The 23,748-nt window shown below is 68.6% G+C and carries 22 protein-coding genes; 14 read left to right on the forward strand and 8 right to left on the reverse strand.

Annotation, left to right across the window (positions count from 1 at the left end):
• Window positions 1–80 precede the first annotated feature (80 nt).
• Window positions 81–665 carry a YqiA/YcfP family alpha/beta fold hydrolase gene (locus tag AC07PV_RS16930; RefSeq protein WP_218339699.1) on the forward strand — a complete coding sequence of 195 codons (585 nt, stop codon included), beginning with the start codon at window positions 81–83 and terminating at the stop codon, window positions 663–665.
• Window positions 666–692: 27 nt separating this feature from the next.
• On the opposite strand, the gene AC07PV_RS16935 is transcribed toward AC07PV_RS16930, so the two are convergent.
• A complete protein-coding gene (locus tag AC07PV_RS16935; RefSeq protein ID WP_494630851.1) occupies window positions 693–2,270 on the reverse strand; it encodes a Wzy polymerase domain-containing protein in 1,578 nt (525 codons plus the stop codon).
• 168 nt (window positions 2,271–2,438) lie between these two features.
• Between AC07PV_RS16935 and AC07PV_RS16940 the strand changes: the two genes are divergently transcribed.
• From AC07PV_RS16940 to mtgA, 5 genes are all read left to right on the forward strand, one after another.
• On the forward strand, window positions 2,439–3,200 hold the full coding sequence (locus AC07PV_RS16940; protein WP_492244571.1) for a metallophosphoesterase: 762 nt from the start codon (window positions 2,439–2,441) through the stop codon (window positions 3,198–3,200).
• Between the two features lie 36 nt (window positions 3,201–3,236).
• On the forward strand, window positions 3,237–5,312 hold the full coding sequence (locus tag AC07PV_RS16945; RefSeq protein WP_218296081.1) for a ribonuclease catalytic domain-containing protein: 2,076 nt from the start codon (window positions 3,237–3,239) through the stop codon (window positions 5,310–5,312).
• Window positions 5,313–5,391: 79 nt separating this feature from the next.
• Window positions 5,392–6,252, forward strand: coding sequence for a TonB family protein (locus AC07PV_RS16950; protein WP_218296082.1), 861 nt, complete (start codon window positions 5,392–5,394; stop codon window positions 6,250–6,252).
• Window positions 6,253–6,372: 120 nt separating this feature from the next.
• On the forward strand, window positions 6,373–7,221 hold the full coding sequence (gene aroE / locus AC07PV_RS16955; protein WP_218339701.1) for a shikimate dehydrogenase: 849 nt from the start codon (window positions 6,373–6,375) through the stop codon (window positions 7,219–7,221).
• Between the two features lie 29 nt (window positions 7,222–7,250).
• A complete protein-coding gene (gene mtgA, locus AC07PV_RS16960) occupies window positions 7,251–7,985 on the forward strand; it encodes a monofunctional biosynthetic peptidoglycan transglycosylase (protein ID WP_218296084.1) in 735 nt (244 codons plus the stop codon).
• A 67-nt stretch (window positions 7,986–8,052) separates the two neighbouring features.
• On the opposite strand, the gene AC07PV_RS16965 is transcribed toward mtgA, so the two are convergent.
• Entirely contained in the window at window positions 8,053–9,489 is a 1,437-nt protein-coding gene (locus AC07PV_RS16965) for a cytochrome P450 (RefSeq protein WP_255591036.1), read from the reverse strand.
• Window positions 9,490–9,565: 76 nt separating this feature from the next.
• On the opposite strand from AC07PV_RS16965, the gene AC07PV_RS16970 reads away from it, so the two are divergent.
• From AC07PV_RS16970 to ruvC, 4 genes are all read left to right on the forward strand, one after another.
• Entirely contained in the window at window positions 9,566–10,477 is a 912-nt protein-coding gene (locus AC07PV_RS16970; RefSeq protein WP_255594768.1) for a helix-turn-helix domain-containing protein, read from the forward strand.
• A 55-nt stretch (window positions 10,478–10,532) separates the two neighbouring features.
• Window positions 10,533–11,294, forward strand: a complete 762-nt coding sequence (locus AC07PV_RS16975; RefSeq protein ID WP_218339704.1) for a lysophospholipid acyltransferase family protein — start codon at window positions 10,533–10,535, stop codon at window positions 11,292–11,294.
• 61 nt (window positions 11,295–11,355) lie between these two features.
• Complete coding sequence (locus AC07PV_RS16980; RefSeq protein ID WP_218296088.1) at window positions 11,356–12,348, forward strand: phosphatidate cytidylyltransferase; 993 nt, start codon at window positions 11,356–11,358, stop codon at window positions 12,346–12,348.
• A gap of 61 nt (window positions 12,349–12,409) precedes the next feature.
• Window positions 12,410–12,958: a crossover junction endodeoxyribonuclease RuvC gene (gene ruvC, locus AC07PV_RS16985; protein ID WP_494596621.1), complete on the forward strand. Its 549-nt coding sequence runs from the start codon at window positions 12,410–12,412 to the stop codon at window positions 12,956–12,958.
• 138 nt (window positions 12,959–13,096) lie between these two features.
• Here ruvC and AC07PV_RS16990 read toward each other — a convergent pair whose 3' ends face one another.
• Entirely contained in the window at window positions 13,097–13,849 is a 753-nt protein-coding gene (locus AC07PV_RS16990) for a M48 family metallopeptidase (RefSeq protein ID WP_218296090.1), read from the reverse strand.
• A 342-nt stretch (window positions 13,850–14,191) separates the two neighbouring features.
• Entirely contained in the window at window positions 14,192–14,677 is a 486-nt protein-coding gene (locus tag AC07PV_RS16995) for a CZB domain-containing protein (protein ID WP_218296091.1), read from the reverse strand.
• A 199-nt stretch (window positions 14,678–14,876) separates the two neighbouring features.
• Here AC07PV_RS16995 and AC07PV_RS17000 point away from each other — a divergent pair, with 199 nt between their 5' ends.
• A complete protein-coding gene (locus AC07PV_RS17000; RefSeq protein ID WP_218296092.1) occupies window positions 14,877–15,911 on the forward strand; it encodes an LLM class flavin-dependent oxidoreductase in 1,035 nt (344 codons plus the stop codon).
• 30 nt (window positions 15,912–15,941) lie between these two features.
• Here the strand turns inward: AC07PV_RS17000 and AC07PV_RS17005 are convergent, their stop codons facing one another.
• A complete protein-coding gene (locus AC07PV_RS17005; RefSeq protein ID WP_492244577.1) occupies window positions 15,942–16,691 on the reverse strand; it encodes an SDR family NAD(P)-dependent oxidoreductase in 750 nt (249 codons plus the stop codon).
• Between the two features lie 233 nt (window positions 16,692–16,924).
• Here AC07PV_RS17005 and gspF point away from each other — a divergent pair, with 233 nt between their 5' ends.
• From gspF to AC07PV_RS17020, 3 genes are all read left to right on the forward strand, one after another.
• Window positions 16,925–18,157, forward strand: coding sequence for a type II secretion system inner membrane protein GspF (gene gspF / locus AC07PV_RS17010; protein ID WP_218296094.1), 1,233 nt, complete (start codon window positions 16,925–16,927; stop codon window positions 18,155–18,157).
• 4 nt (window positions 18,158–18,161) lie between these two features.
• Window positions 18,162–19,094, forward strand: a complete 933-nt coding sequence (locus AC07PV_RS17015; protein ID WP_492253854.1) for a 5'-nucleotidase — start codon at window positions 18,162–18,164, stop codon at window positions 19,092–19,094.
• Window positions 19,095–19,248: 154 nt separating this feature from the next.
• Window positions 19,249–19,638 carry an EF-hand domain-containing protein gene (locus AC07PV_RS17020; RefSeq protein ID WP_494630853.1) on the forward strand — a complete coding sequence of 130 codons (390 nt, stop codon included), beginning with the start codon at window positions 19,249–19,251 and terminating at the stop codon, window positions 19,636–19,638.
• Between the two features lie 298 nt (window positions 19,639–19,936).
• On the opposite strand, the gene AC07PV_RS17025 is transcribed toward AC07PV_RS17020, so the two are convergent.
• From AC07PV_RS17025 to AC07PV_RS17035, 3 genes are all read right to left on the reverse strand, one after another.
• Window positions 19,937–20,368 (reverse strand): hypothetical protein, encoded by a 432-nt coding sequence (locus tag AC07PV_RS17025; protein WP_218296096.1) that lies wholly within the window; start codon window positions 20,366–20,368, stop codon window positions 19,937–19,939.
• Window positions 20,369–20,702: 334 nt separating this feature from the next.
• Window positions 20,703–21,200, reverse strand: a complete 498-nt coding sequence (locus tag AC07PV_RS17030) for a cyanophycin metabolism-associated DUF1854 family protein (protein ID WP_494630854.1) — start codon at window positions 21,198–21,200, stop codon at window positions 20,703–20,705.
• Window positions 21,201–21,220: 20 nt separating this feature from the next.
• Window positions 21,221–23,527, reverse strand: coding sequence for a cyanophycin metabolism-associated ABC transporter (locus AC07PV_RS17035; protein ID WP_218296098.1), 2,307 nt, complete (start codon window positions 23,525–23,527; stop codon window positions 21,221–21,223).
• Window positions 23,528–23,748: the final 221 nt, after the last annotated feature.

A 23,748-nucleotide genomic window follows, 5' to 3' on the forward strand; every position in this document is an offset into this window, starting at 1 on the left:
GGCGCCCATGCCACGCATCTTATGTCTGGGCCACCGCCCTTTGCAGCAGTGATTCCCCTGCCTTGTCGTTTTCCCCCTCCATGACCACCACCCACCTCCTGTACCTGCACGGCTTTCGCTCCTCTCCCCAGTCCGCCAAGGCCCGGCAGATGGCGGCGTACGTGGCGCTGCACCATCCGGGCGTCACCTTCTGGTGCCCCCAGCTGCCGCCGTCGCCCCGGGCGGCGATGGCGCTGGTGGCGCAGGGCATCGCCCACTGGCCCGGCGCGGCCATGGCGGTGGTCGGCTCGTCACTCGGCGGTTTCTATGCCAGCTGGGTGGCGCACCACAAGGGCTGCCCCAGCGTGATGCTCAACCCCGCCGTCCACCCGGCGCGCGACCTGGAGCGCCACATCGGCGAGCAGACCTCCTGGCACGACCCGGCACAGCGGTTCTACTTCCAGCCGGAGTACATCGGCGAGCTGCGGGCGCTGGACACTTCGGACCAGCCCCCCGCCGCCCCGGAGATGGCCATCATCGCCAAGGGCGACGAAGTGCTGGACTGGCGGGAAATGGCGGCGCGCTACCCGCATGCGCGGCGGATCGTGCAGGAGGGGGGCGAACACGCCCTCGCCAATTTCAGCGACCACCTGCCCCAGGTGGCGCAGTTCCTGCGCCTGGCCTGACCGCCAGCGCCACGCGGGCGCCTGTGCTCAGCGGGCGCGGGACGCCCCGGCGCCACCCGCCCCCATCCAGCGGGCATGGTCGTCCGGGTAGGCGATGCGGTAGCGCTTCATGTGGAACGCGGCTTCATCGTCCTTGCCCAGCATCACGGCGCTTTCGATCAGTGCCTCGATGACGCGGGGCTCGGGAGAGTAATGGAGCAGCTCGTGGGCCAGGGCATTCATCTGCTGCGCGTTGTCCCGCGAGAGCGCCATCGTGGTGAGGCGCGCGAAGTCCAGCTGGCTCGCAAACATCACGGAAGAGGACACCCGGCCAGGCAGGTCATCCCGGTACGCCGGGGCCCTTTGCGCGCTGGGCTTGTAGAACTGGCTCACGCGGTGGTAGTCCCAGGCGGCAACGCCGCACACGGCGAGGACCGCCACGGCCACCACCAGCCCCGCAAGCCCCGCCCCCGGCGCGGGGCCGCCCGCCGCCCGCCGCGGCCAGGCCAGCAGCGCCACCGACAGCAGGGCCACCAGCTGAAAAGGCCCGTACCACAGCGGGTACTCCAGCATGCTGTGCAGCCCGATGATCGCCAGGGCACCCCAGGCCAGCTGGCGCGCGGGATCGGTCTCGCGCCACGGCCGGGCGTGCACGCACCAGGCCACGAACGCCCCGCACAGCGCCAGGGCCGCCGGCAGGCCCAGCTCCACGGCCAGGTGCAGGGGCAGGTTGTGCGCGTTGTCCAGCAGCACGCAAAAGCGCTCGCCGGGGAACAGCGTGATGTAGTGCGCATAGTCCAGCTCCCCCCAGCCCCAGCCCAGCCAGGGCTTTTGCGCGATCAGGGTGAACATGTTGGACCACAGCACCCGGCGGCTGGTGCACGCGTGCGCGCCATCGGTGAAGCGATGGAACAGCGCATCTGCACGGACGCCCTGGAACTGCCAGAGCAGCTCGGGCAGCAGCCATGCGGCCGCGAGAAAAATCGAAAGCCCGACCGCGCCCATGCGCAGCGCGCTGCCCCTGCCGGGCCCCCGCCACAGCACCAGCAGCCCCAGGATGAGCAGCCACTGCACGGCGACTGTCCGCGACGCCGTGGCGGCCTCGCCCACGGCGATCCCCGCCAGCGCTGCCACGGCAAGCACGTTCGAGAGCGCGGTGGATGGCGGCCACCGCCCCGGGCCCGGCGCTTCCCCGCCGCGTTCCCCTGCGTGGGACGGCCGGGCATGCAGCGCCCACCACAGCCAGGCCCATGTGCCCAGGCTGAGCAAGGTCGCCTGCTGGTTGCGCTGGCGCAGATTGCCCACGGCCTGCCCGGGCACGGAGGCGTGGATCCAGGGGCCCAGGCCCACATCGCCCGCCACGTACTGGACAAGTCCGATGGCGCTGGCCACGACCGCGGCCGCGCCCAGCCCGCCGGCCAGCAGCATTCCCCACCAGGCGCGCCCTCCGCGCCGGGGTGCCTCCGCGTGCACCGACCAGGCCCCCAGCAGCAGGAGCACGGCCACGCACACCCACGACACCAGCACGGGCCAGAAATTGGAGATCGGGGAGTCGGTGAAGGCGAAGAGGAACGGCAAGACCACTGCGAGCAACGCCAGCGGTGCGGCAATGGCATCAAAAAGCATGTCGATAGAACCGTGCCATCATGAAGGACCCTGGATCATAGGGGCTGGTTTCGCACCCCGCACCCCGCGCGCCGCCGCCTGCCCGCACCTGCCCTGCCGTCCTCCCGCCTGGCGGGAGCTCCCGGGCCGCCGGTAACATCTCCACCAGGCAACTTCCTCGCACACCCCATGAGAATCGCCCTGCTTTCCGACCTGCACCTGTCCGTGCAGCCCCTGGCCCTTGCCGTGCCCGACGCCGACGTGGTGGTGCTGGCCGGAGACCTGCAGCGGCCCGCGCAGGCCATGGCGTGGGCACGGCAGCTGGGACTGCCCACGGTCTTCGTGGCGGGCAACCACGAGTTCTACGGCTCGGACCTCGTGACCACCATGGCGCAGCTGCGCGCGCATGCCGAAGGCAGCGGCGTGCGGGTGCTCGAACGTGGCGAGTGGCGCCACGGCGGCGTGCGTTTCCTGGGGTGCACGCTGTGGTCGGACTACCGGCTTTTTGACTCGGCGCAGCAACGCGACGAGACCCTGGCCAAGGCCGTGGAGCTGGTGCGCGACTTCACCCGCATCCGCGTGGCACCCGAATTTCCCCAGCCGTTCACCCCCGCGGTGTCGCAGATGCTCTTCGACCAGTCGGTCGCCTGGCTGGAAGAGCGTTTTGCCGAGCCGTTTGACGGCCCCAGCGTGGTCGTCACGCACTTCGCGCCGGCGCGCGGCAGCATTGCCAGCCAGTTCGCCGGCTCGCCGCTCAATGCCTGCTTCGTCTCCGACCTGGAGGAGCGCATCCTGCGCTGGCAACCCCGCCTGTGGCTGCACGGCCACGTGCACGACAGCTTCGACTACACCATCGGCGCCACGCGCGTCGTCGCCAATCCACGGGGCTACGCGCCCCAGGGCGTGGTGGAAAACAAGGCGTTCGCTCCCGGACTGGTCCTGGAGATCTGACAATCGGCGCCCGGCACCCATGGGAGAATGCCGGCCATGCATGCATTGTTTGAAGAAGCCGGCAAGTTCATGGCCGGCCGTATCCTGTCCGAAGCCGACACCTCCGCCCAGGTCGAGCTCGACTCGGGCAAACGGGTCAAGGTCAAGGCCGCCAACCTCCTCCTGAAATTCGAGAAACCTGCTCCCGCCGAGCTGGTCGCCCAGGCCCAGGCCGTGGCCGAGACCATTGAGCTGGACCTGGCCTGGGAATTCGCGCCCGAGGACGAATTCGGCTTTGCCGACCTGGCGCGCGACTATTTCTCCGACAACGCCACGCTGGCCCAGCAGGCCGGTGCGCTGTTCCGCCTGTACGACGCGCCCCACTATTTCCGCCGCGCGGGCAAGGGCCGGTTCAAGAAGGCATCGGCCGAGATCCTGCAGCAGGCGCTGGCGGCCATCGAGAAGAAGAAGGCCGTCCTCGCGCAGATCGACGAATGGGCCGCAGCGCTGGGACGCGGCGAATGCCCGCAGCCGATCCGCGACCAGCTCTACAAGATATTGTTCAAGCCCGACAAGAACGCGCCCGAATACAAGGCCGTGGTGGACGCCAGCCGCGCCACGCACACCGCGCCGCTCGATCTGCTGCAAAAGGCCGGCGCCATCGACTCGGCCTACCAGTTCCACTGGAAGCGCTTTCTGTTCGAGAACTTCCCCAAGGGCACGGGCTTTCCGGCCGTCACGGCGCCCGCCATTGCGGACGAGCTGCCGCTGTCGCCCGCGCAGGCGTATTCCATCGACGATTCGCAGACCACCGAAATCGACGATGCGCTGTCGGTGCAGGGCCTGGGTACGGGCACCGTGGTGCTGGGCATCCACATCGCGGCGCCCGGCCTGGCGATCCAGCCGGGCAGCGCCATCGACCAGCTCGGCCGCGCGCGCCTGTCCACGGTGTACATGCCGGGCTACAAGATCACCATGCTGCCCGACGACGTGGTGCAGACCTACACGCTGGACGAGGGCCGCGCCAACCCGGCCGTGTCGCTGTACGTGACCATCGACGAGGCCACGCTGGAGTTCAAGAGCTCCGAGACCAAGCTCGAGCGCGTGCACGTGGTCGCCAACCTGCGCCACGACCAGCTCGATGCGGTGGTGACCGAAGAATGGCTGTCCAACCCGGCGTTCGAGCATCAAAATGACCCCCAGCGCTTGTCCGAACTGCGCCCCCAGCTATCATTTTTGCACCGCCTGGCCAAGGACCTCAAGGCCCGCCGCGAAGTCGTGCGCGGCAAGCCCGAGAACTTCAACCGGCCGGACTACAACTTCCGCCTGGTCGGCAACAACGGCGCCGAGCCCACGGGTGATGAACAAGTGCAGATCAGCGTGCGCCAGCGCGGCGCGCCGCTCGACCTCATCGTGGCCGAGGCCATGATCGTGGCCAACAGCACCTGGGGCAGCTGGATGGCCGAGCTGGGCGTGCCCGGCATCTACCGCAGCCAGGCCAGCATGGCGCCGGGCGTGAAGGTGCGCATGGGCACCAAGGCACTGCCGCATGCGGGCATCGGCGTGAAGGCGTATTCATGGGCCACATCGCCCCTGCGCCGCTACACCGACCTGGTCAACCAGTGGCAGATCATTGCCTGCGCCCGCCACGGCAAGACCGCCGCGCTGGCCGCGCCCTTCAAGCCCAAGGACGCCGACCTGTTCTCCATCATCAGCAGCTTCGACGGCGCCTACAGCGCCTACAACGGCTACCAGGCCGGCATGGAACGCTTCTGGACGCTCAAATATGTAGAGCAGCACGGCATCACCGAACTGAACGCCACCGTCTTCAAGGAAGGCCCGGGCGGCAGCTTTTTGGTGCGGGCGGACGACATTCCGCTGGTCTTCCCGGTGCTGGGCGCGCAGAACCTGCCGCGCGGCGCGCGCCTCCTGGTGAAGCTGGGCGAGGTGGACGAGATCACCCTGGACATCCACGGCACCGTGATCGAGCGCCTGGACGACCCGGCCGATAGCAGCGACGACGGCCCGGTGGAGGACGCCGAGGAAGAAGACGACACCGTGGCGGGGCCCATCGCCATCGCCGTGGATGTGAACGAGGCCGAACCCGCCACCGCTGATAATCCCACCCCGTGAACATGGCCCCCACGCTCCCCGGCCCCGTCTGGCCGCGGCCCCCCGAGGGGGCCGCGTTGGATTCGGGGGCGTCCCTGAAATGAAACTGCCCGCCTTCCTTCGCACCTTCAGCACGCTGCAGCTGGCGCTGGGCGTGTCCATCGCCGTGCACGCCGCGCTGATCTCGGTGCGCTTCATCGACCCCGAAGGTTTCAACCGCGTGTTCCAGGACACGCCGCTCGAAGTCATCCTGGTCAACGCCAAGTCCAACGAACGCCCCGACAAGGCCCAGGCCATCGCCCAGACCAACCTGGCGGGCGGCGGCGATGCCGACAAGGGCCGCGCCACCAGCCCCCTGCCGTATTCGGCGCTCACGGCCATTGGCGACGATTTCGAGGAAGCGCAGCGCAAGATGGATGCGATGCAGGAGCAGCAGGCGCAGCTGCTGGCCCAGCTGCGCAAGCAGCTGGCCACCCTGCCCGAGCCCGACCCGCGCAAGCCCAGCCAGAGCGCCGAGCAGGCCAACGAGCAGGAAAAGCGGCGCCAGCTCGTCAAGCTGCTGGCCGAGATCGAAAAGCGCATCAACGAAGAAAACTCGCGCCCCAAGAAGCGCTACATCAGCCCCGCCACGCGTGAGGAAGCCTACGCCGCCTACTACGACACGCTGCGCCGCAAGGTGGAAGACAAGGGCACCGAGAACTTCCCCGAACAGGGCGGGCGCAAGCTGTACGGCGAGCTCACGATGATCGTCACCGTCAACCACGACGGCCGCGTGCTGGAGACCGAGGTGGTGCAAGGCTCGGGCAACACCACACTCGACCGGCGCGCCGAGGCCATTGCCCGCGCCGCAGGGCCCTTTGGCGCCTTTGGCACCGACATGCGCAAGAAGGCCGACCAGATCGCCATGGTGGCGCGCTTCAAGTTCACGCGGGACCAAACCCTGGAAACCAGTGTTCGGTAACCCCCCTGAGTCGCCTGCGGCGCCTTCCCCCCAGGGCGACGCCGCCAGCCGCCTGGCAAAGCCAGTTCCGCGGCAGCCCCGGCCTGACCCCGCTCCCTGCATGCAGCCCTTGTTGTTCCCATGACACCTTCGCCTCTCGCCCCCGACCTGTACTGCGTGATGGGCAACCCGGTGGCGCACAGCCGCTCGCCCGCCATCCACGCCCGCTTCGCCGAACTGACGGGCGAGCACATCGCCTACGAGCGCCGCCTGGTGCCCATGGATGGTTTTGCGCAGGGCGTGCGCGACTTCGCGGCCCAGGGCGGGCGCGGCTGCAATGTCACCGTGCCTTTCAAGACCGAGGCGCCCGGTCTCGCCACCGAATGCAGCGAACGCGTGCAACTGGCCGGTGCGGCCAACACCCTGACCTTCCGCGCCGACGGCGGCATCTATGCCGACAACACCGACGGCCTGGGCCTGGTGGCCGACATCACGCGCAACGCGGGCATCTCGCTGGCGGGGCGCGATGTGCTGCTGGTGGGCGCCGGTGGCGCCGCTGCGGGCGTGCTGGGCCCACTGCTGCGGGCCGGTGCGCGCCACATCACCGTGGCCAACCGCACGCTGGCCAAGGCACAGGCCCTGGTGCAATCGCACAGCGCACTGGCCTCACTACAAAAATCGGAGCTACTAGCGCTTACCCCACAAGCACTAGATGCCAATTTTGATGTCATCATCAACGCCACGGCCAGCAGCCTTGCCGGTGCCGAGGTGCCGGTGCCCGCCCACGTGCTGCGCCCGGGCTGCCTGGCCTACGACATGATGTATGGCCCCGCAGCGCAGGGTTTTCTGGAATGGGCCCGGCGCCACGGCGCCGTGCCGCGCGACGGCCTGGGCATGCTGGTGGAGCAGGCCGCCGAAGCGTTCCTGCTGTGGCGCGGCGTGCGCCCGCCCTCGGCGCAGGTGCTGGCCGAACTCCAATCCGCCCTCTGACTGAACCCACGGAACAAGGACACGCTGCGATGAAAGCCGTGCTGCGCTGGCTGGGACTGGTGGTGCTCGCCTTCGTGGCGCTGCAGCTGTTCTTCGTGGTCCGCATCGCGGCCATGGTGGCCATCGACCCGGAATCCACCAGCTTCCAGCGCTCCGAGGCCTGGGCGCAGCTGTCCAGCACGGGCCAGGTGCGCTGGCGCCAGCAATGGGTGCCCTACGCGAGCATCTCGGACTCGCTCAAGCGCGCCGTGATCGCGTCGGAAGACGATGGCTTCGTGAGCCACGACGGCGTGGACTGGACGGCCATCGAGAAGGCCTGGGAGCGCAACGCCAAGGCCGAGGCCCAGGCCAGCAAGGCGCAGGCCCGCGCCCCCGACCGCCCCGTGCGCGCCCCGAAGATCCGGGGCGGCTCGACCATCACGCAGCAACTGGCCAAGAACCTGCTGCTCTCGGGCGAGCGCACGCTGCTGCGCAAGGGCCAGGAGTTCGTGCTGACGCTGCTGCTGGAGCAACTGCTCTCCAAGCAGCGCATCCTGGAGATCTACCTCAACAGCGTGGAGTGGGGCGAAGGCGTGTTCGGCGCCGAGGCGGCCGCGCAGCACTACTTTCGCAAGAGCGCCAGCAAACTCACCGCCGGCGAGGCCGCGCGCCTGGCGGTGATGCTCCCGGCCCCCAAGCGCTTCGAGAAAACACCCGGGTCCGCGTATCTGGCGGGCCGGTCGCGGACGATTCTGGCGCGCATGGGCAGCGCGGAGCTGCCGTGACGGGGCGGGCCCTGCGCCACCGCAGGGCCTGGGGGCACCTGGCCCTGCACCCGACCGGGCGGCGCGCCTAGCGCCGCCGCGCCAGCCGCACCATCACCGGCCCGTCAGGCCGCAAGGTCACGTGCAGCCTCGGCGCGCACGCGGGCGCCCCACCCGGCAACCGCAGCTGATAGCGCTGCAGCAGCATGGCCGCGAGCAGCGTCATCTCCAGCATCGCGAAGTGCTGGCCAATGCACACGCGCGGGCCCACGCCGAACGGTATCCATGCACCCTTGGGGATGGCCGGGGCATCGTCCAGAAAACGCTCGGGCACGAACCGGTCGGCCTGGGCAAACCAGCGTTCATCCCGGTGCAGCACCCAGGGGGTGATGCGCAGCATGGCGCCCTGGGGCACGGCCACGCCCCCCAGCGTGATGGGCGCGGTGGTGCGCCGGGTCATCAGCGCGGCAATCGGCGGGTACAGGCGCAGCGCCTCCTTGAGCGTGGCGGCCAAAAAGGGCAGCCGGGCCAGGTGCTCGGGGCCGGGCGTCTGGCCCGGGGGCAGCACGCTGTCCACCTCGGCCTGCGCGCGCTGCGCGGCCTCGGGGTGTTCGGTCATCAGGCGGCTCCACCACAGCAGCGTGGTGGCGCTGGTTTCGTGCCCGGCCTGGAAGCTGACCATGCACTGGTCGAAGACCTCCTGCGGCGACAGCGGCTCGCCCGTGGATTCGTCGCGCAGCGCCAGCAGCATGTGCAGCAGGTCGGTGCGCGGCGGAGCGCCCGCCGGGCCGCCCTCTTCCCGCCTGCGCGCATCGATGTGGCGCTGCACCAGCCCCCGGAGCGCCTTGAGCGCACGCCGCTTGGCGGACTTGCCGGGCAGGGGCAGCCAGTCGGGCAGCGTGAAGGGCATGAACATTTCGCGGAACGCCGTCTCCGACAGCGTCTGCGTGGCCCAGGCGGCGTCGCGCGCATCGGCCTTTGCCGACTCGCTGAATAGCGTGCGCAGGATCACGTCCATCGCCACGCCGGTCCACAGTGTGTCCATGGGCACCAGCGCCTCGGCCTGGCCGGCGGGCACGGCGGCATCGAGCGCGCTGCGGGCGGCATCGGTCATCAGTTGCGCGTAGCCCGCCACGCGCCTGGGGCTGAACGCGGGCATCAGCATGCGGCGCTGGCGCTGCCAGGTGTCGCCCTCGGTGACCAGCACGCTCTGGCCGAACACCTGCTCGAACACGGCAATGCCGCGCTCCCAGCGGATCAGCTGGTCGGCATGGGTGACCAGCGCCTCGCGCACCAGTTCGGGCGACATGAGGTCCCATGCATCCTCATGCACCAGGCGCATGCGGGTGAGGTCGCCATGGCGGCGCTGCAGCCGCACGACAAAGCCCAGGTAGTCGGCGCGCATGTCGCGCAGCAGGGGCAGCCCCCACCAGCGGCTGGCAGGGCCGCCAGGCCGTGCGGCCTGGACGGCGGCGGCGAGGGGTATCGGAGCGGTAGCGGCGGGAGTGGTGGTCGTGGTGTTCATGCCGTGCATGGTGCAATGCAGCAGCCGCCGGGTATTGAACGAATTCGACATCGCCCCTGGCCTACACTCGCGCCCCATGGCAACCCTGGTCCCACCTTCCGCACGGCATCCACAGGGGCTGATCCCCTCGGGCCAGCTGTGGCTGCCGCGCGCCAGCCTGTCGGCCTGCCTGCGCGGTGCCATGGTGCGCAGCACGCTGGGCTACGCGCTCCGTGACGAGCAACGCATCAACCGCTTTCCGGCCACGCCCCTGTGCAGCCTGAGCTGGTGGTTTGAGGGTCGCAGCGAATGCCTGGTGCCCGAGCGCCCCGACACCATGCCCGGCCTGCACAGCCCGCGCGAGGCCTACCCCGGTCGCTGGGTGCTGACGGGCCCGCACACTCGGCCCAGCACCAGCTATTGCGCCCATCCCACCCACGCCATGATGGTGATGTTCATGCCCGATGCGCTGCACCAGCTCATCGGCCTGGAGCCCGAGACGCTGACCGACCGCATGGTGGACGCGCAAACCGTGCTGCCGCCCGACTGGATCGCGATGTGCGAAGCCGTGCAGCACCAGCCCGACGACGCGGCCCGCATGGCGTGCCTGGAAGCATTTCTGGAGCCCCGCTGGCAAGCCTGCCGCCCCGCGCAAGCGCTGCAGGCGCAGCGCTATGGCGACTGGGCCATGCACCTCGCGCAACGCGCCGCCGTGTCGGCCCCAGGCCGCAGCCTGCGCCAGCTGGAGCGCCGCATCAAGCGCTGGGCAGGGCTGCCGCTGCGCGAGCTGCGCGGCTTCGGCAAGGCCGAGCAGGCGTTCTTCGACACCATCGCGGCCGAGGCTGTCCACGGCACGGTGAAATGGGCCGATGTGGCGGCGGGCGCTGGTTTCTCGGACCAGTCGCACCTGTGCCGCGTCACCCGGCGCGTCACCGGCTACGCACCGCAGGCACTGTATGACGGCATCTACGGCGACGAAGCGTTCTGGGCGTACCGCATCTGGGTGTAGGTGCAGCGGGGGTGGCCGCCCGCCCGCAGGGCGCACGCCACGTATCATCCCCGCCATGCTTGCCAAGTTGATGAGTCTTTTTCTGCTGGGGATCGTGCGGTTTCTCACCGGCTCCCAGGCCCGCTGGTATGGCTGCCCGCCCAAGGCCGAACAGCGTATCTACTTCGCCAACCACCAGAGCCATGCCGACATGGTGCTGATCTGGGCCGCGCTGCCCGAGGAGCTGCGCAGCATCACCCGCCCCATCGCGGCCAAGGACTACTGGACCAAGACGCCCTTGCGGCAATGGATCACCACGGCCGTGTTCAACGCCGTCTATGTGGACCGGCAGGCCACGCCCGCGCGGCCGACCGCGGCCGTGGCGGCGGAGCCCGGGGGCGCGCCCGCGGCCCCGGCCGATGCCGACACCGCCATGGCCGGCGGCCCCGACCCCTCGCCCGAAGCCCCGCCCCGCCCGCCCAGCCCCGAGGCGCTGCGCGCCGCGCTGCCCGAGTCGGACCCGCTGGCGCCGCTGGTGCGCGCGCTGGAGAGCGGCGACTCCATCGTGATCTTCCCCGAGGGCACGCGCGGCCATGGCGACGAACCGCAGCCGTTCAAGTCGGGCCTGTTCAAGCTGGCGCAGATGTTCCCGCAGGTGGTGCTGGTGCCCGCCTGGATCAACAACGTGCAGCGCGTGATGCCCAAGGGCGAAGTGGTGCCCGTGCCCATCCTGTGTTCCGTGACCTTTGGCGCACCCGTCCAGCTCGAAGCGGGTGAAGAACGCCGTCCGTTCCTGGACCGCGCACGCCGCGCCGTGATCGCGCTGCGGGAAGTCTGACCATGACGATCCCCAAGCCCCTGCCCTCGCCTATCGCCGCGCCCCCGGGGGCGGCACGGACATGAACAACTTCCTGCGCAACCTCACCGCCACCCAGCAGATCGGGGCCCTGTTCCTGGTCGTGTTCGGCATCCTGTCCATCGTCACCGTCTGGGCCTTCGTGCGCAACCTGCGCGAGCACGCGGGCGACGATCCCGAATCCGAGGCGCGCGCGCTGGAGGCCAAGCGCTTCTGGGGCCTGCTCAAGACCTCGTGGATGATGGCCACCGTGTTCTGGGTGGGCTGGGTGCTGGGCGATACCGTGGCCACCGTGCTCTTCGCGATCGTGGGCTTTTTCGCGCTGCGCGAGTTCATCACGCTCTCGCCCACGCGCCGGGGCGACCACCGCAGCCTGGTGCTGGCCTTCTTCGTGGTGCTGCCGCTGCAGTTCTGGATCGTGGGCAGCAAGCACTTCGACCTGTTCACGGTGTTCATCCCCGTCTACGTGTTCCTGGCCCTGCCCGTGGTGAGCGCGCTGGCCAACGACCCGCAGCGCTTCCTGGAGCGCAACGCCAAGCTGCAGTGGGGCATCATGGTCTGCGTGTACGGCATGAGCCATGTGCCCGCGCTGCTGCTGCTCGACTTTCCGGGCTACCGCGACAAGGGCGCTTTCCTGGTGTTCTTCCTGGTCTTCGTGGTGCAGACCTGCATGGTGGTGCAGCATCTCCTGGGCCGGCGCTTTCCGCACAAGCCCGTGGCGCCGCAGGTCAGCCAGAGCTTCCAGTGGGCGAGCTGGCTGGCGGGCGTGGGCGTGGGCGGGCTGGTGGGCACGCTGCTCACCTTCATCACGCCCTTCAAGCCCGGGCAGGCGCTGGGCATGGCGCTGCTGGCCTGCGTGGCGGGCAGCCTGGGGCACCTGGTGATGAAGGCGCTCAAGCGCGACCGTGGCATCACGAGCTGGGGCATGCAGGGCATGTCCGTCACCGGCGCGGGCGGCCTGCTCGACCGGGTGGACGCCCTGTGCTTCGCGGCGCCGGTGTTCTTCCATTCGGTGCGCTGGTACTTCGGCCTCTGACAATAAAATCGGCCACCAGCGCTTTACCAACAAGCGCCGGTAGCTATCAAATAAATAGCAAATGCGCATTCTCGGCATCGACCCCGGCCTGCAGACCACCGGCTTCGGCGTGGTGGACATGGACGGCCACCAGCTCAGCTACGTGGCCAGCGGCACCATCCGCACCACCACGCTGGCGCTGGGTGACCTGCCCGGGCGCCTGAAGATCCTGTTCGACGGCATCACCGAGGTGGCCGCGCGCTACGAGCCCGATGTGGCCTCGGTCGAGATCGTGTTCGTCAACGTCAATCCACAGTCCACCCTGCTGCTGGGCCAGGCGCGCGGCGCCTGCATCACGGCCCTGGTGGCCAGCAAACTGCCCGTGGCCGAATACACCGCGCTGCAGATGAAAAAGGCCGTGGTCGGCCATGGCCGCGCGGCCAAGAGCCAGGTGCAGGAGATGGTGCGCCGCCTGCTGCGCCTGCCCGGCCTGCCGGGCACCGATGCGGCCGACGGCCTGGGCATGGCCATCACCCACGCGCATGCCGGTGCGGCCATGGGGCGGCTGGGGGAAGCGGCCACGCTCAACCGGCGCCAGCATGCGATGTACAAGGGCGGGCGCAGCTACTGACCCCGGGCGCCCGCAAGACGGCGCCCCGCTGCGGCTTCGACCGGCCACCCGCCGGAATGCCGGCGTGCCACAGGCAAAAAAATACCGCGCCCGAAGGCGCGGTATAGCCCCACCAGGGTTTCTGCGGCAATGACAGGGTCAGGCCACCTGCGTCTTGAGCCGGTCGGCACGCTCCTTGGGCGAGGGGTGCGTGGACAGGAAGCTGGTGGAATCCCCGCCCGACATGGCGGCGAGCTTTTCCAGGGCCGTCACGCAGGCCGCGGGCTGGTAGCGCTTGGCCTTCATGAAGCCCATGGCGTAGTCATCGGCCTCGCGCTCATTGCCTTGCGAGTGCTGGGCGCGTACCACCTTCTCGAACAGGTCACCCAGCTGCGAGCTGGCGATGGCACCGGCCTTGCCGTTGCTCGACGCCACGGCGTTGCGCAGCGCGCTGGTGCGCAGGGCGGTCTGGATGCGGGCCTTGGTGTGGCCGGCCTTGACGTGGCCGATCTCGTGGCCGATCACGTAGCGCACCTCGTCGTCGGTGAACTTGTCCATGAGGCCCGAATACACGCGGATCGTGCCGTTGGCCATGGCGAAGGCGTTGATCTCGGGCGTGAGGTAGACCTTGAAATTCATCTTGAGGCCGTCGTGCGTGCCCAGGCCCGAGGTGAGTTTGGTGAGGCGGGTGGCGTAGGGGTTGCCTGCCGGGGCCACCTTGTTCTGGCGGTCCATCTCGGCGGACATCTGGTCGAACGTGCTCTTGAGTTCCTCGTCCGACAGGCTTTCGGACTTGGCCAGGTCCTTGCCCGCGTCCAGCATCTTGCCCAGGTCGAACTGCGCCCACACGGGCGATACGGCGCTCACGCCGGAAGCCAGGGTCACGAGCGTCAACAATTTACGGCGGTCCATCGGGGTTCCCTCTCTGACGTCAGTCAGTTGATTGATCTTGGTCTGATTGTTTTTTTGCGCAACCAACCGCAAGCAGTGGTGGGCGCGCGCCGAAGGATAGCCACGCCAGTGCCGTTTCCGGCCCCTGGTGATGTCTGCAGATGTAAGAACTGTGTGCCGATGCTGGCGGCGGGCGCGGCGGCGCTGATGGCCGCAGCCATTGCCGTGCCAGAACAGCCGGGAATGTGAAAAAAAACGCTCCAGGCGCTTACTTGTCAATCACATCACGCTGCACAAAACATAGCATTCGACGGTATTGGTCAGCCGCCGTGCCGCGCCCAGTCATGCGGCTGCCCCCGGGATTCAGCGCCCCAGGCCCCGCTTGAGCTCCTTGAGCAGCAGCAGCACCTGGTTGGATGCGTGGCGGCAGCTTCCGTTGAGCAGCTGCACGGCCTTTTGCTGCTCCCCCGCCTGGAACAGGGTCACGACATCGGCCGCCTGCTGGTGGAAGTATTTGTGCCGCGCCACCAGCATGTCGAATGCCGGAAAGTGCCCCAACCGCACGCGCCCCGTGCCGTAGAGCCAGCGGCCCAGGTCGCAGCGATCGTCCTGGCAGATGCGGTCGGGCCGCATGACCTCCTGCGAGCGGCCATTGACCATGTCCTGCAGCTGCAGGCGCCAGCGCTCATGGCTGGCGATGGCCGCGTCGATGTCGATCTCGGTCATCAGCATGGAGGCGTATTCGGCGTCCAGCACCAGTTCGCTGCCGTTGTCTTCCATGGCCCAGGTGGTGTCGGGGCTGGCAGGGTCTTGCTCCCGGATCTTGAACAGGCGGCTGAAAAAACCCATGCTTGGTCCCAGTAAAGGCCTCGTGCGCGAAACCGGAAATCGTCCCGGCAGAAATGCCTTGAAACATTTTGTGGGTGCGGCGCATTTTTGGCTACCAAAAAATCGCCTCTCCGCGCACGCGGCCCAGGGCAACCCTTCAGCCGCTGCCAGCTCTGGCACCCGGCCTGCACGAATGTGGTGGCCGCCGGACAATGCACCCATGACTTCCACCGCCACCCGCCCCGCCCTGTCCATGCTCGACCTGGTCGCCGTCCGCGAAGGCGGCACCGTCGCCGACGCGCTGCAGATTGCCCTGCGCACCGCGCAGCACGCCGAAAAACTGGGCTTTGCCCGCTACTGGCTGGCGGAGCACCACAACATGGCGGGCATCGCCAGCTCGGCCACCGCCGTGCTGGTGGGGCACATCGCGGGGGGCACCTCGCGCATCCGCGTGGGCTCGGGCGGCGTCATGCTGCCCAACCACGCGCCGCTGGTGGTGGCCGAGGCCTTCGGCACCCTGGCCGAGCTGTACCCCGGTCGCATCGACCTGGGCCTGGGCCGCGCGCCGGGCACCGACCCCACCACCATGCGCGCATTGCGCCGCAGCCGGGTGGAGACGGCCGACGACTTTCCGCAGGACGTGGCCGAGCTGCAGCGCCTGCTGGCACCGGCAGAACCCAACCAGCGCCTGATCGCGATGCCCGGCGCAGGCACCAATGTGCCCATCTGGCTGCTGGGCTCCAGCCTGTTCTCGGCGCAACTGGCGGCGGAGCGCGGCCTGCCCTATGCCTTTGCCTCGCACTTCGCGCCGCGCCTGCTGCACCAGGCCATCGACCTGTACCGCAACCTGTACCGCCCGTCCGCCGCCTGGCCCAAGCCCTATGTGGCGATCGGGGTGCCCCTGATTGCAGCGCCCACGGACGAGGAAGCGGAGTTCCTGGCCAGCAGCACCTACCAGCGGGTGCTGGGCATCCTGACGGGCGACCGCCGCCGCCTGCTGCCACCCATCGAAAACTACGCCGCGCGCCTGCAGCCGCAGGAACGTGCGGCCATCGGAGACTTTCTGGCCGCCGCCGTCATCGGCGGGCCTGACACCGTGCGAGCGGGCCTGGAGCAACTGAGCGAGGCCACGGGCGCGGATGAGCTCATGCTGGTGAGCGACGTGTACGACCCGGCGCTGCGGCTGCGCTCGCTGGACATCGCGGCGCAGGCCCACGGCACCCTGCGGGCCACAGGCCTGCCTCTGCCAGCCTGAATCACCACACACCCCCCTGTCGCCCAGGCTTCACCGCGCCAGATATCCGCCATCCACCGGGTAATACGCCCCGGTCACAAATGACGCCTTGGCGGATGCCAGCCAAGCCACCAGCTCGGCCACCTCTTCGGGCTGCCCCAGGCGGCCGATGGGGTGCGCGCCCACCAGCATGGCATTGACGCCTGCGTCCTGCTCCAGACCGCTGATCATCGGCGTGTGGATAAAGGCGGGCCCCACGGCATTGATGCGCACGCCATGGGCACCGTACTCAATGGCTGCCGCCTTGGTCAACCCCACCACACCGTGTTTGGCGGCCGTATAGGCCGGCGCCGTGGCAAACCCCACGGAGCCCAGGATGGACGCCATGTTGATGATGGCGCCACCGCCATTCTTGAGCATGGCCGCGATCTGGTACTTCATGCCGTAGAACACGCCCGACAGGTTGATGTTGATGACCTGCGCCCAGCCCTCCAGCGGATAGTCGGCCGTGGGTGCCTGCGGGCCGCCGATGCCAGCGTTGTTGCAGGCAACGTCCAGACGGCCATAGTGGGCAACCGTGCGGTTGACCAGCGTTTCGCAGTCTGCGGGCTTGCCCACGTCGGCGGCCACAAAAATGGCGTCGCCGCCCGCCGCACGCACCAGCGCAGCCGTTTCCTCGCCCGCCGGCACGTTCACATCCGACGCCACGACCTTGGCGCCTTCGCGCGCCCACACGAGCGCAATGGCACGCCCGATGCCCGACGATGCCCCCGTGACCAACGCCACCTTGTTCTTCAGCATGAAAGACTCCTGGTTCGTTCAGAACACCTGCAACCCGATGCCACAGGTCCGTTTTTTTCATTCTGCGCGCCCGGGGTGCCGGCGCCTTGACCTGGATCACGCCTCCGACAGCAGGACCCACGGCGCGGCAAGTGGCCTCGGGTAGCGGCTACCATCTCGGACTGCAGGGCATTTCTGCCTCCACCCACCGTTGTGTGATTTCCTGACGCCCACGCCTTACCGCCCACGCCCGCATGCCCGCTTTTTCCTTTGAAGCCCTGGACGCCCAGGGCCAGACCCGCAAGGGCCTCATGGAGGCCGACACCGCCAAGGCGGCGCGCAGCCTGCTGCGGGCCCAGGCCCTGGTGCCGCTGGCCGTGGAACTGGTGCAGACCGGACAGTCGCTGGACGGGAGCGCCGCCAGCCTCGGCCAGCGGCTGTTCACCCGGCCGGTGTTCGGTGCCACCGCGCTGGCCATCTGGACGCGCCAGATCGCCGGGCTGGTGTCGTCCGGGCTGCCGCTCGAACGCGCCCTCACCGCCTTGTCGGAAGAGGCCGACGACGAGCGCCAGCGCCACCTGGTGGCCGCGCTGCGCGCCGAGGTGAATGCCGGCGCCACGTTCGCCCGCGCGCTGTCGCAGCACCCGCGCGAGTTCTCGGACATCTACTGCGCCGTGATCGGCGCGGGCGAACACAGCGGCAACCTGGGCCTGGTGCTGGAGCGCCTGGCCGACGACCTGGAAGAGCGCCAGGCGCTCAAGGCCAAGCTGGTGGGCGCTGCGCTGTACCCGGCCATCGTGACCATCGTGGCCATCGTGATCGTGCTCTTCCTCGTCGGCTACGTGGTGCCCCAGGTGGCCAGCGTGTTCGCGGGCACCAAGCGGGCGCTGCCGTTCCTCACGGTGGCCATGCTGGGCATCAGCGCTTTTGTGCGCAGCTATGGCTTGATGGTGCTGATTGCTTTTGTCTTGATGGTTTTTGGCGCACGCTGGGCACTGACCATTGGGCATATCCGTGAAAAATTCGATGCCGCCTGGCTCAACCTGCCCCTCGTGGGCAAGCTGGCGCGCGGCTACAACGCGGCGCGTTTTGCCGGCACGCTGGCCATGCTGGCGGGCGCGGGCGTGCCCATCCTGAAAGCCCTGCAGGCCGCCGCCGAAACCCTGAACAACCGCGCGCTACGCGCCGACGCGCTGGACGCGCTGGTGCTGGTGCGCGAAGGCGCGCCCCTGGCCTCGGCGCTGGCGCAGAAAAAGCGTTTTCCCGGCCTGCTGTCGATGTTCGCGCGCCTGGGCGAGCAGACCGGGCAGTTGCCGGTGATGCTGCAGCGCGCCGCACGGCAGCTTTCCACCGAGGTGCAGCGCCGCGCGATGGCGCTGGCCACCATCCTGGAGCCTTTGCTCATCGTCGGCATGGGCATGATCGTGATGCTGATCGTGCTGGCCGTGTTGCTGCCCATCATCCAGCTGAATCAGTTTGTGAAGTGACTTTATGGCCGTGACCCTGGACGACAAGCTGGTGGTGGCGATCTCCTCGCGCGCGCTGTTCAACTTCGAGGAAGAAAACCGCGTCTTCGAACACGAGAGCGATGACCGCGCCTACGTGGAGCTGCAGCGCCAGCGCCTGGACGTGCCCGCCGCACCTGGCGTGGCGTTCTCGCTGGTGCGCAAGCTGCTCGCCTTCAACACCTCGGAGCACCAGCGGGTGGAGGTGGTGCTGCTCTCGCGCAATGACCCGGTCAGTGGCATGCGCGTGTTCCGCTCCTGCAACGCCCATGGCCTGCCGACCATCCAGCGCGGCGTGTTCACCCAGGGGCGCGACCCGTTTCGCTATCTGCGTCCCCTGGGCGCGCACCTGTTCCTGTCGGCCAACGAGGCCGATGTGCGCGAAGCGCTGCACCTGGGCTACCCCGCCGCGCGGGTGGTCACCGAATCGGTGCGGGCCGGCGACGCGAACCCGCAGGAAGTGCGCATTGCCTTTGACGGCGACGCCGTGCTGTTCTCCGACGAGGCCGAGCGGGTGTACCAGGCCGAGGGCCTGGCGGCGTTCCAGCAGCACGAGACCGACAAGGCGGCCCTGCCTCTGCCCGACGGCCCCTTCAAGCCCCTGCTCGCGGCGCTGCACCGGCTGCAATCCGCCGGAGAATCCGGCGGCACCACCGGCATGCGCATCCGCACGGCCCTGGTCACGGCGCGCAGCGCACCCGCGCACGAACGCGCGATCCGCACGCTGATGGACTGGAACATCGACGTGGACGAAGCCATGTTCCTGGGCGGCCTGCCCAAGGGCGAGTTCCTGCGCGAGTTCGAGCCGGACTTCTTCTTCGACGACCAGACGGGCCATGTGACGTCGGCAGCGCGCCATGTGCCCGCGGGACATGTGAACAGCGGCATCTCCAACCCCCTGCGTGCCGGGGGCGGCTGAGGCAGGGGGTGGCGATGGTCCGGGCTCTTGCCGCGAAAAGTTCTGCAAAGTCCTGCAACGCCGGGTGAAAGCCTGCAAAGCCCCGGTTGCAATCCGCCGGCGGCCCACCAACTGTGCCAACATCGTCCCCCGAACCCCACTGAAGGAAGATGTGTTGCGCAAGAGAATTTCCCTGGCCGCCTGCCTGATGGGCGCCGTGCTGGCCACCATGGGCTCCGCCGCGCTGGCCCAGGCCCCTGCCGCACCGCCGCCAGAGCCTGCGGCGAGCGCGCCCGCCGAGCCCGGCACGGGGCAGACCAAGGGCGAGATCAAGGCCATGCGCGATTTCAAGATGCTGGACTTCAACGGCGACGGCAAGCTGAGCCGCACCGAGGTCAAGCTCTTTCCCCGCCTGGCGGCCGCGTTTGACGAGGCGGACACGGACGGCGACGGCTACGTGTCGTACGAAGAGGTTCGCGTCTTCGCCGCCAAATACCGCGCGGAGCGGAACCGCAACAAGGCAGCCCAGGCCGCCCGCCAGCCCGCCTCCGGCAGCCAGCCCTGAGCCCGCCCGGGTGGACGGCTGACCACCCCCCTCCCGCAGGCAAGCGCGCAGCGCGGGCAGCCAGATCCGGGGTCAAATAGGTGTTTTGCGCTTGCTGGATAAGCGCCTCCAGCTATATTTTCAGGAGCATCACCCCGCAGGCGCCGCTGGGGATGGGAAGCCGATCCGCACAAGGGACGGGCTGCGGGCGGCAGCATTGCGCGCCACCGGCCAAAAAAATGCAAAAGAAGCACGGAACAGCCACTGCGGGCAGCGCGGTACCGGTGCCACCGGCCCAGCACGCAGCGCAGGCGGCGGGCTAGAGGCCGCCCGTGCGCTTGATCTTGGGGTCCGAGTACGTCAGCGGCTCGTTCTTGACCTGCTGGGCCAGGCGCTCCTGCAAGGTCATCCGGTTGATGTCCTGCGCCACTTCCACCGCACTGCCGCTGGCCCGCCACATCGACTGGATGAGCTCCAGCAGCTGCTTGTAGATTGGCTCCTTGGGCGGCTCTGGCGGTTCTTCCACGGTGTCCTTTTTTTTCACCTCGGTCCAGTCCCGGTTCGCCACGTCGGGCGCCGACGGCTTGTCGGGCTCGCGCACGATCGCGCCCTCGCCCATCCGGTCCATGGACTCGACGGGGTTGGATGCGTTGATGGGACGCACCGGTGGCGCGCCAGAGGCGCCAGTGGAATACAAATCAGCGCCCTGAGGACGCCAACTCGGCGATCGATCGACAGGTGGCATTTGCATGGCAATGGCCCGTAGTTGAGATGAATGACAGAGGGTCTTTTGGCCTCTTCGTACATTCATTACGGCAAAAAGAAGGGGAAATTTAGGTCTTTTTCACCGATTGCCCAAAATTAAGGGTTTTCACCTACCTTTTCGCGATTTTCAGGCCGCCAAAGGGCCTGATGAATGGCCGGACGCGCGGATTGAACACGCACGCGGTGGCAACCACGCGGGTTGCGTGTTGCTTTTTGGGGTGGAATGCCGCCGACAGGCGCCAGCGGCGGGCCCGAAACGCCCACCATGGGCTACCGGCGATCCTGTGCGGGAAGGGCCCCGGCATGGCGGGGCTGGCGCGTCAGAGGAAGCGTTCGAGCAGCCGGCGCGAATGCCGGTCCAGCGCGGTGGTGTCCTGGACCCGGAACTGGACCCCGTCCCCGCCCGCGATCAGCAGCCGGGTGCGCCCCCCCAGCCTGCGGATGTCTTCCTCGGCCTTGAGCACCAGCTTGGCGGGTCCGCGATCGGTCTCCACATCCCAGGTGCTGGGGGTCGAAAAGCTCGACACGGCAACGATTTTTTCAATAGTGGGCACAAACTCGCGCACTTCCAGCTCTTCTTCGATGAGCTGGCGCGCGGAGGCCTCCAGCTGGTCGAGCCGGTCGATCCACAGCAGCTCGTGGCCATCCGAACCGATCAAGGAGAGCCCGTGCGCCGGCGCGGCAATGGGGAAGGCCCGCACGGGGGTGATGCTTTCGTGGACGGTGCCATCGGGCAGGGTCAGGACCAGCCGGCCGTGCGGGTTGCGGGCCAGGGTGAATTCAGGCTGCGACACCAGGGTGAAGGTGGTTGTGTTCATGGCGGTTCCCACGGTGGCGGTCACGAATTGCCGGCCGGGTGGGCCGGGTGCAGCAGGCTGCTGTCGATGATGACGCCGGCGGCCTGCGCGTCTTCCTCGGCGCGGCGGGCCTGGGCTTCGTACAGCCGCCAGTAGGCGCCCTGTTTCTCCATGAGTTCGTCGTGGGGGCCCACTTCCACCACCTCGCCGCGGTCCATCACCACCAGGCGGTCGGCCTTGCGCAGGGTGGACAGGCGGTGGGCGATGGCGATGGTGGTGCGGCCCTGCACCAGGTTGTCCAGTGCCTTCTGGATTTCCTTCTCGGTCTCGGTGTCCACGGCCGAGGTGGCCTCGTCGAGGATCAGGATGCGCGGGTCGATCAGCAGCGCACGCGCGATGCTGATGCGCTGGCGCTCACCGCCCGACAGGCCCTGGCCGCGCTCGCCCACCAGCGAGTCGTAGCCGTGCGGCAGGCGCAGGATGAACTCGTGCGCGTGGGCCGCGCGGGCGGCCGCCACGATCTCCTCGCGCGTGGCCTCGGGCTTGCCGTAGGCGATGTTCTCGGCGATGGTGCCGAAGAAAAGGAAGGGCTCCTGCAACACCAGGCCGATGTGGCGCCGGTAGTCGGCCACGGCGAAGCGGCGGATGTCCACGCCATCGACCTGGATGGAGCCGTCGCTCACGTCGTAGAAGCGGCTGATCAGGTTCACCAGGGTGCTCTTGCCCGAGCCGCTGTGGCCCACCAAGCCGATCATCTCGCCGGGGCGGATATCCAGGTCCAGCCCCTTGATGACCGCGCGGCTACCGTAGCGGAAACCCACGTTGCGCATGGCGATGGCGCCCTGCACCTTGTCCACCTTCACCGGCTGGGCCGGGTCGGGCACGTTGCTCACGTGGTCCAGGATGTCGAAGATGCGCTTGGCGCCGGCCGCCGCCTTCTGCGTGACCGAGACGATGCGGCTCATGGAGTCGAGCCGGCTGTAGAAGCGCCCGATGTAGGCGATGAAGGCCGTGAGCACGCCCACCGTGATCTGGTTGCGCGAGACCAGCCAGATGCCGAAGGCCCAGACCACGAGCAGGCCGATCTCGGTGAGCAGCGACACCGTGGGGGTGAACAGCGACCAGGTCTTGTTGAGCTTGTCGTTGACCTCCAGGTTGTGCTGGTTGGCATCACGAAAGCGCTGGGCCTCGCGCTTTTCCTGGGCGAAGGCCTTGACCACGCGGATGCCGGGGATGGTGTCGGCCAGCACGTTGGTGACCTCGGACCAGACGCGGTCGATCTTCTCGAAGCCGGTGCGCAGGCGGTCGCGCACGGTGTGGATCATCCAGGCGATGAAGGGCAGCGGCACCAGCGTGACCAGGGCCAGCCAGGGGTTGATGGAGAACAGGATGGCCGCCGTCATCATGATCATGAGCACGTCGGTCACGAAGTCCAGGGCATGCAACGAAAGGAAAACGTTGATGCGGTCCGTCTCCGAGCCGATGCGCGCCATCAGGTCACCGGTGCGCTTGCCCCCGAAATAGTCGAGCGACAGGCGCAGCAGGTGCTCGTAGGTGGTGGTGCGCAGGTCGGCGCCGATGCGCTCGGACACCAGCGCCAGGATGTAGGTGCGCGCCCAGGACAGGCCCCAGGCCGCCAGGGCGGACAGCAGCAGGCCGCTCAGGTACAGCAGCACCAGGCCCGGTTCGATCTGCTTGCCGTTCTGGAACGGGATGAGGATGTCATCCATCAGCGGGATGGTGAGGTACGGCGGCACCAGTGTGGCGGCGGTGGAGGCCAGCGTCAGCCCGAAGCCGGCCGCCAGCTGCTTGCGGTAGGGCCGGGCAAAGCGCCACAGGCGCAGCAGCACCCAGGTGGAGGTCTGGGGCGGCTGGGCGCGGGCACAGGCCGGGCACTCCTCCGTATCGGGGGGCAGCGGCGTGTGGCAGGTGGGACAGGTGGGCTCGTCGGCCTCCTCGGCGGCGTCCGCCTCGCCCCGCGCGCTTTGCTGCTCGAAACGCTGCACCAGGCGCAGCGCCTGGGCATGCTGTGACAGGGTGAAGCGCCACAGGGCCAGGCGCGCCCGCGCATCGTGCAATTCCAGCGAACCCACGCCCCCGTGGTCCTGCAGGCGCAGGGCCAGGCCGTCGCCCAGGGGCCAGCCGCGCCAGGCGGTGGTACCCGGATCGCAGGCCAGCAGGCGCTCGGACGTCACCACCACCCAGCCCGCCGCGAAACGCAGGGCCGTGCTCAGGTCAACCTGGAGCGCTGCCAGTACGTTCTCTTTGGGAGCGAGCATGGCCCGCAAATCGGCCCCCACGGGGCCGGAAAAGACACCCGAGGCGTCCACAGAATGGTGATGTTGCATTTTTGGTTGGTATTTCCGCCCCCGGCAGCCTGCGGTGACCGATCTCGCGAAAGCGCGAATTCTCCCCCATACTGCGCCCCACGGCGCGGCGGCGTCCCGCTGTAACGTGTGCGGCAGTCATCTGGCTGACACCGCATCCCGGCTCCAGTCTGGCGCACAATCATCGTCCACAAAGTCACCTTTTCCCAGCAAGGCCCGCAAAAGGCCGGAAACACACCCGC

The organism is Acidovorax sp. GW821-FHT09A11 (genome assembly GCF_059418365.1).

Coding starts and splice junctions, on each gene's coding strand:
- AC07PV_RS16930 (WP_218339699.1), top strand. CDS start 81: ATGACCACCACCCACCTCCTGTACCTGCACGGCTTTCGCTCCTCTCCC.
- AC07PV_RS16935 (WP_494630851.1), bottom strand. CDS start 2,270: ATGCTTTTTGATGCCATTGCCGCACCGCTGGCGTTGCTCGCAGTGGTC.
- AC07PV_RS16940 (WP_492244571.1), top strand. CDS start 2,439: ATGAGAATCGCCCTGCTTTCCGACCTGCACCTGTCCGTGCAGCCCCTG.
- AC07PV_RS16945 (WP_218296081.1), top strand. CDS start 3,237: ATGCATGCATTGTTTGAAGAAGCCGGCAAGTTCATGGCCGGCCGTATC.
- AC07PV_RS16950 (WP_218296082.1), top strand. CDS start 5,392: ATGAAACTGCCCGCCTTCCTTCGCACCTTCAGCACGCTGCAGCTGGCG.
- aroE (WP_218339701.1), top strand. CDS start 6,373: ATGACACCTTCGCCTCTCGCCCCCGACCTGTACTGCGTGATGGGCAAC.
- mtgA (WP_218296084.1), top strand. CDS start 7,251: ATGAAAGCCGTGCTGCGCTGGCTGGGACTGGTGGTGCTCGCCTTCGTG.
- AC07PV_RS16965 (WP_255591036.1), bottom strand. CDS start 9,489: ATGAACACCACGACCACCACTCCCGCCGCTACCGCTCCGATACCCCTC.
- AC07PV_RS16970 (WP_255594768.1), top strand. CDS start 9,566: ATGGCAACCCTGGTCCCACCTTCCGCACGGCATCCACAGGGGCTGATC.
- AC07PV_RS16975 (WP_218339704.1), top strand. CDS start 10,533: ATGCTTGCCAAGTTGATGAGTCTTTTTCTGCTGGGGATCGTGCGGTTT.
- AC07PV_RS16980 (WP_218296088.1), top strand. CDS start 11,356: ATGAACAACTTCCTGCGCAACCTCACCGCCACCCAGCAGATCGGGGCC.
- ruvC (WP_494596621.1), top strand. CDS start 12,410: ATGCGCATTCTCGGCATCGACCCCGGCCTGCAGACCACCGGCTTCGGC.
- AC07PV_RS16990 (WP_218296090.1), bottom strand. CDS start 13,849: ATGGACCGCCGTAAATTGTTGACGCTCGTGACCCTGGCTTCCGGCGTG.
- AC07PV_RS16995 (WP_218296091.1), bottom strand. CDS start 14,677: ATGGGTTTTTTCAGCCGCCTGTTCAAGATCCGGGAGCAAGACCCTGCC.
- AC07PV_RS17000 (WP_218296092.1), top strand. CDS start 14,877: ATGACTTCCACCGCCACCCGCCCCGCCCTGTCCATGCTCGACCTGGTC.
- AC07PV_RS17005 (WP_492244577.1), bottom strand. CDS start 16,691: ATGCTGAAGAACAAGGTGGCGTTGGTCACGGGGGCATCGTCGGGCATC.
- gspF (WP_218296094.1), top strand. CDS start 16,925: ATGCCCGCTTTTTCCTTTGAAGCCCTGGACGCCCAGGGCCAGACCCGC.
- AC07PV_RS17015 (WP_492253854.1), top strand. CDS start 18,162: ATGGCCGTGACCCTGGACGACAAGCTGGTGGTGGCGATCTCCTCGCGC.
- AC07PV_RS17025 (WP_218296096.1), bottom strand. CDS start 20,368: ATGCAAATGCCACCTGTCGATCGATCGCCGAGTTGGCGTCCTCAGGGC.
- AC07PV_RS17030 (WP_494630854.1), bottom strand. CDS start 21,200: ATGAACACAACCACCTTCACCCTGGTGTCGCAGCCTGAATTCACCCTG.
- AC07PV_RS17035 (WP_218296098.1), bottom strand. CDS start 23,527: ATGCAACATCACCATTCTGTGGACGCCTCGGGTGTCTTTTCCGGCCCC.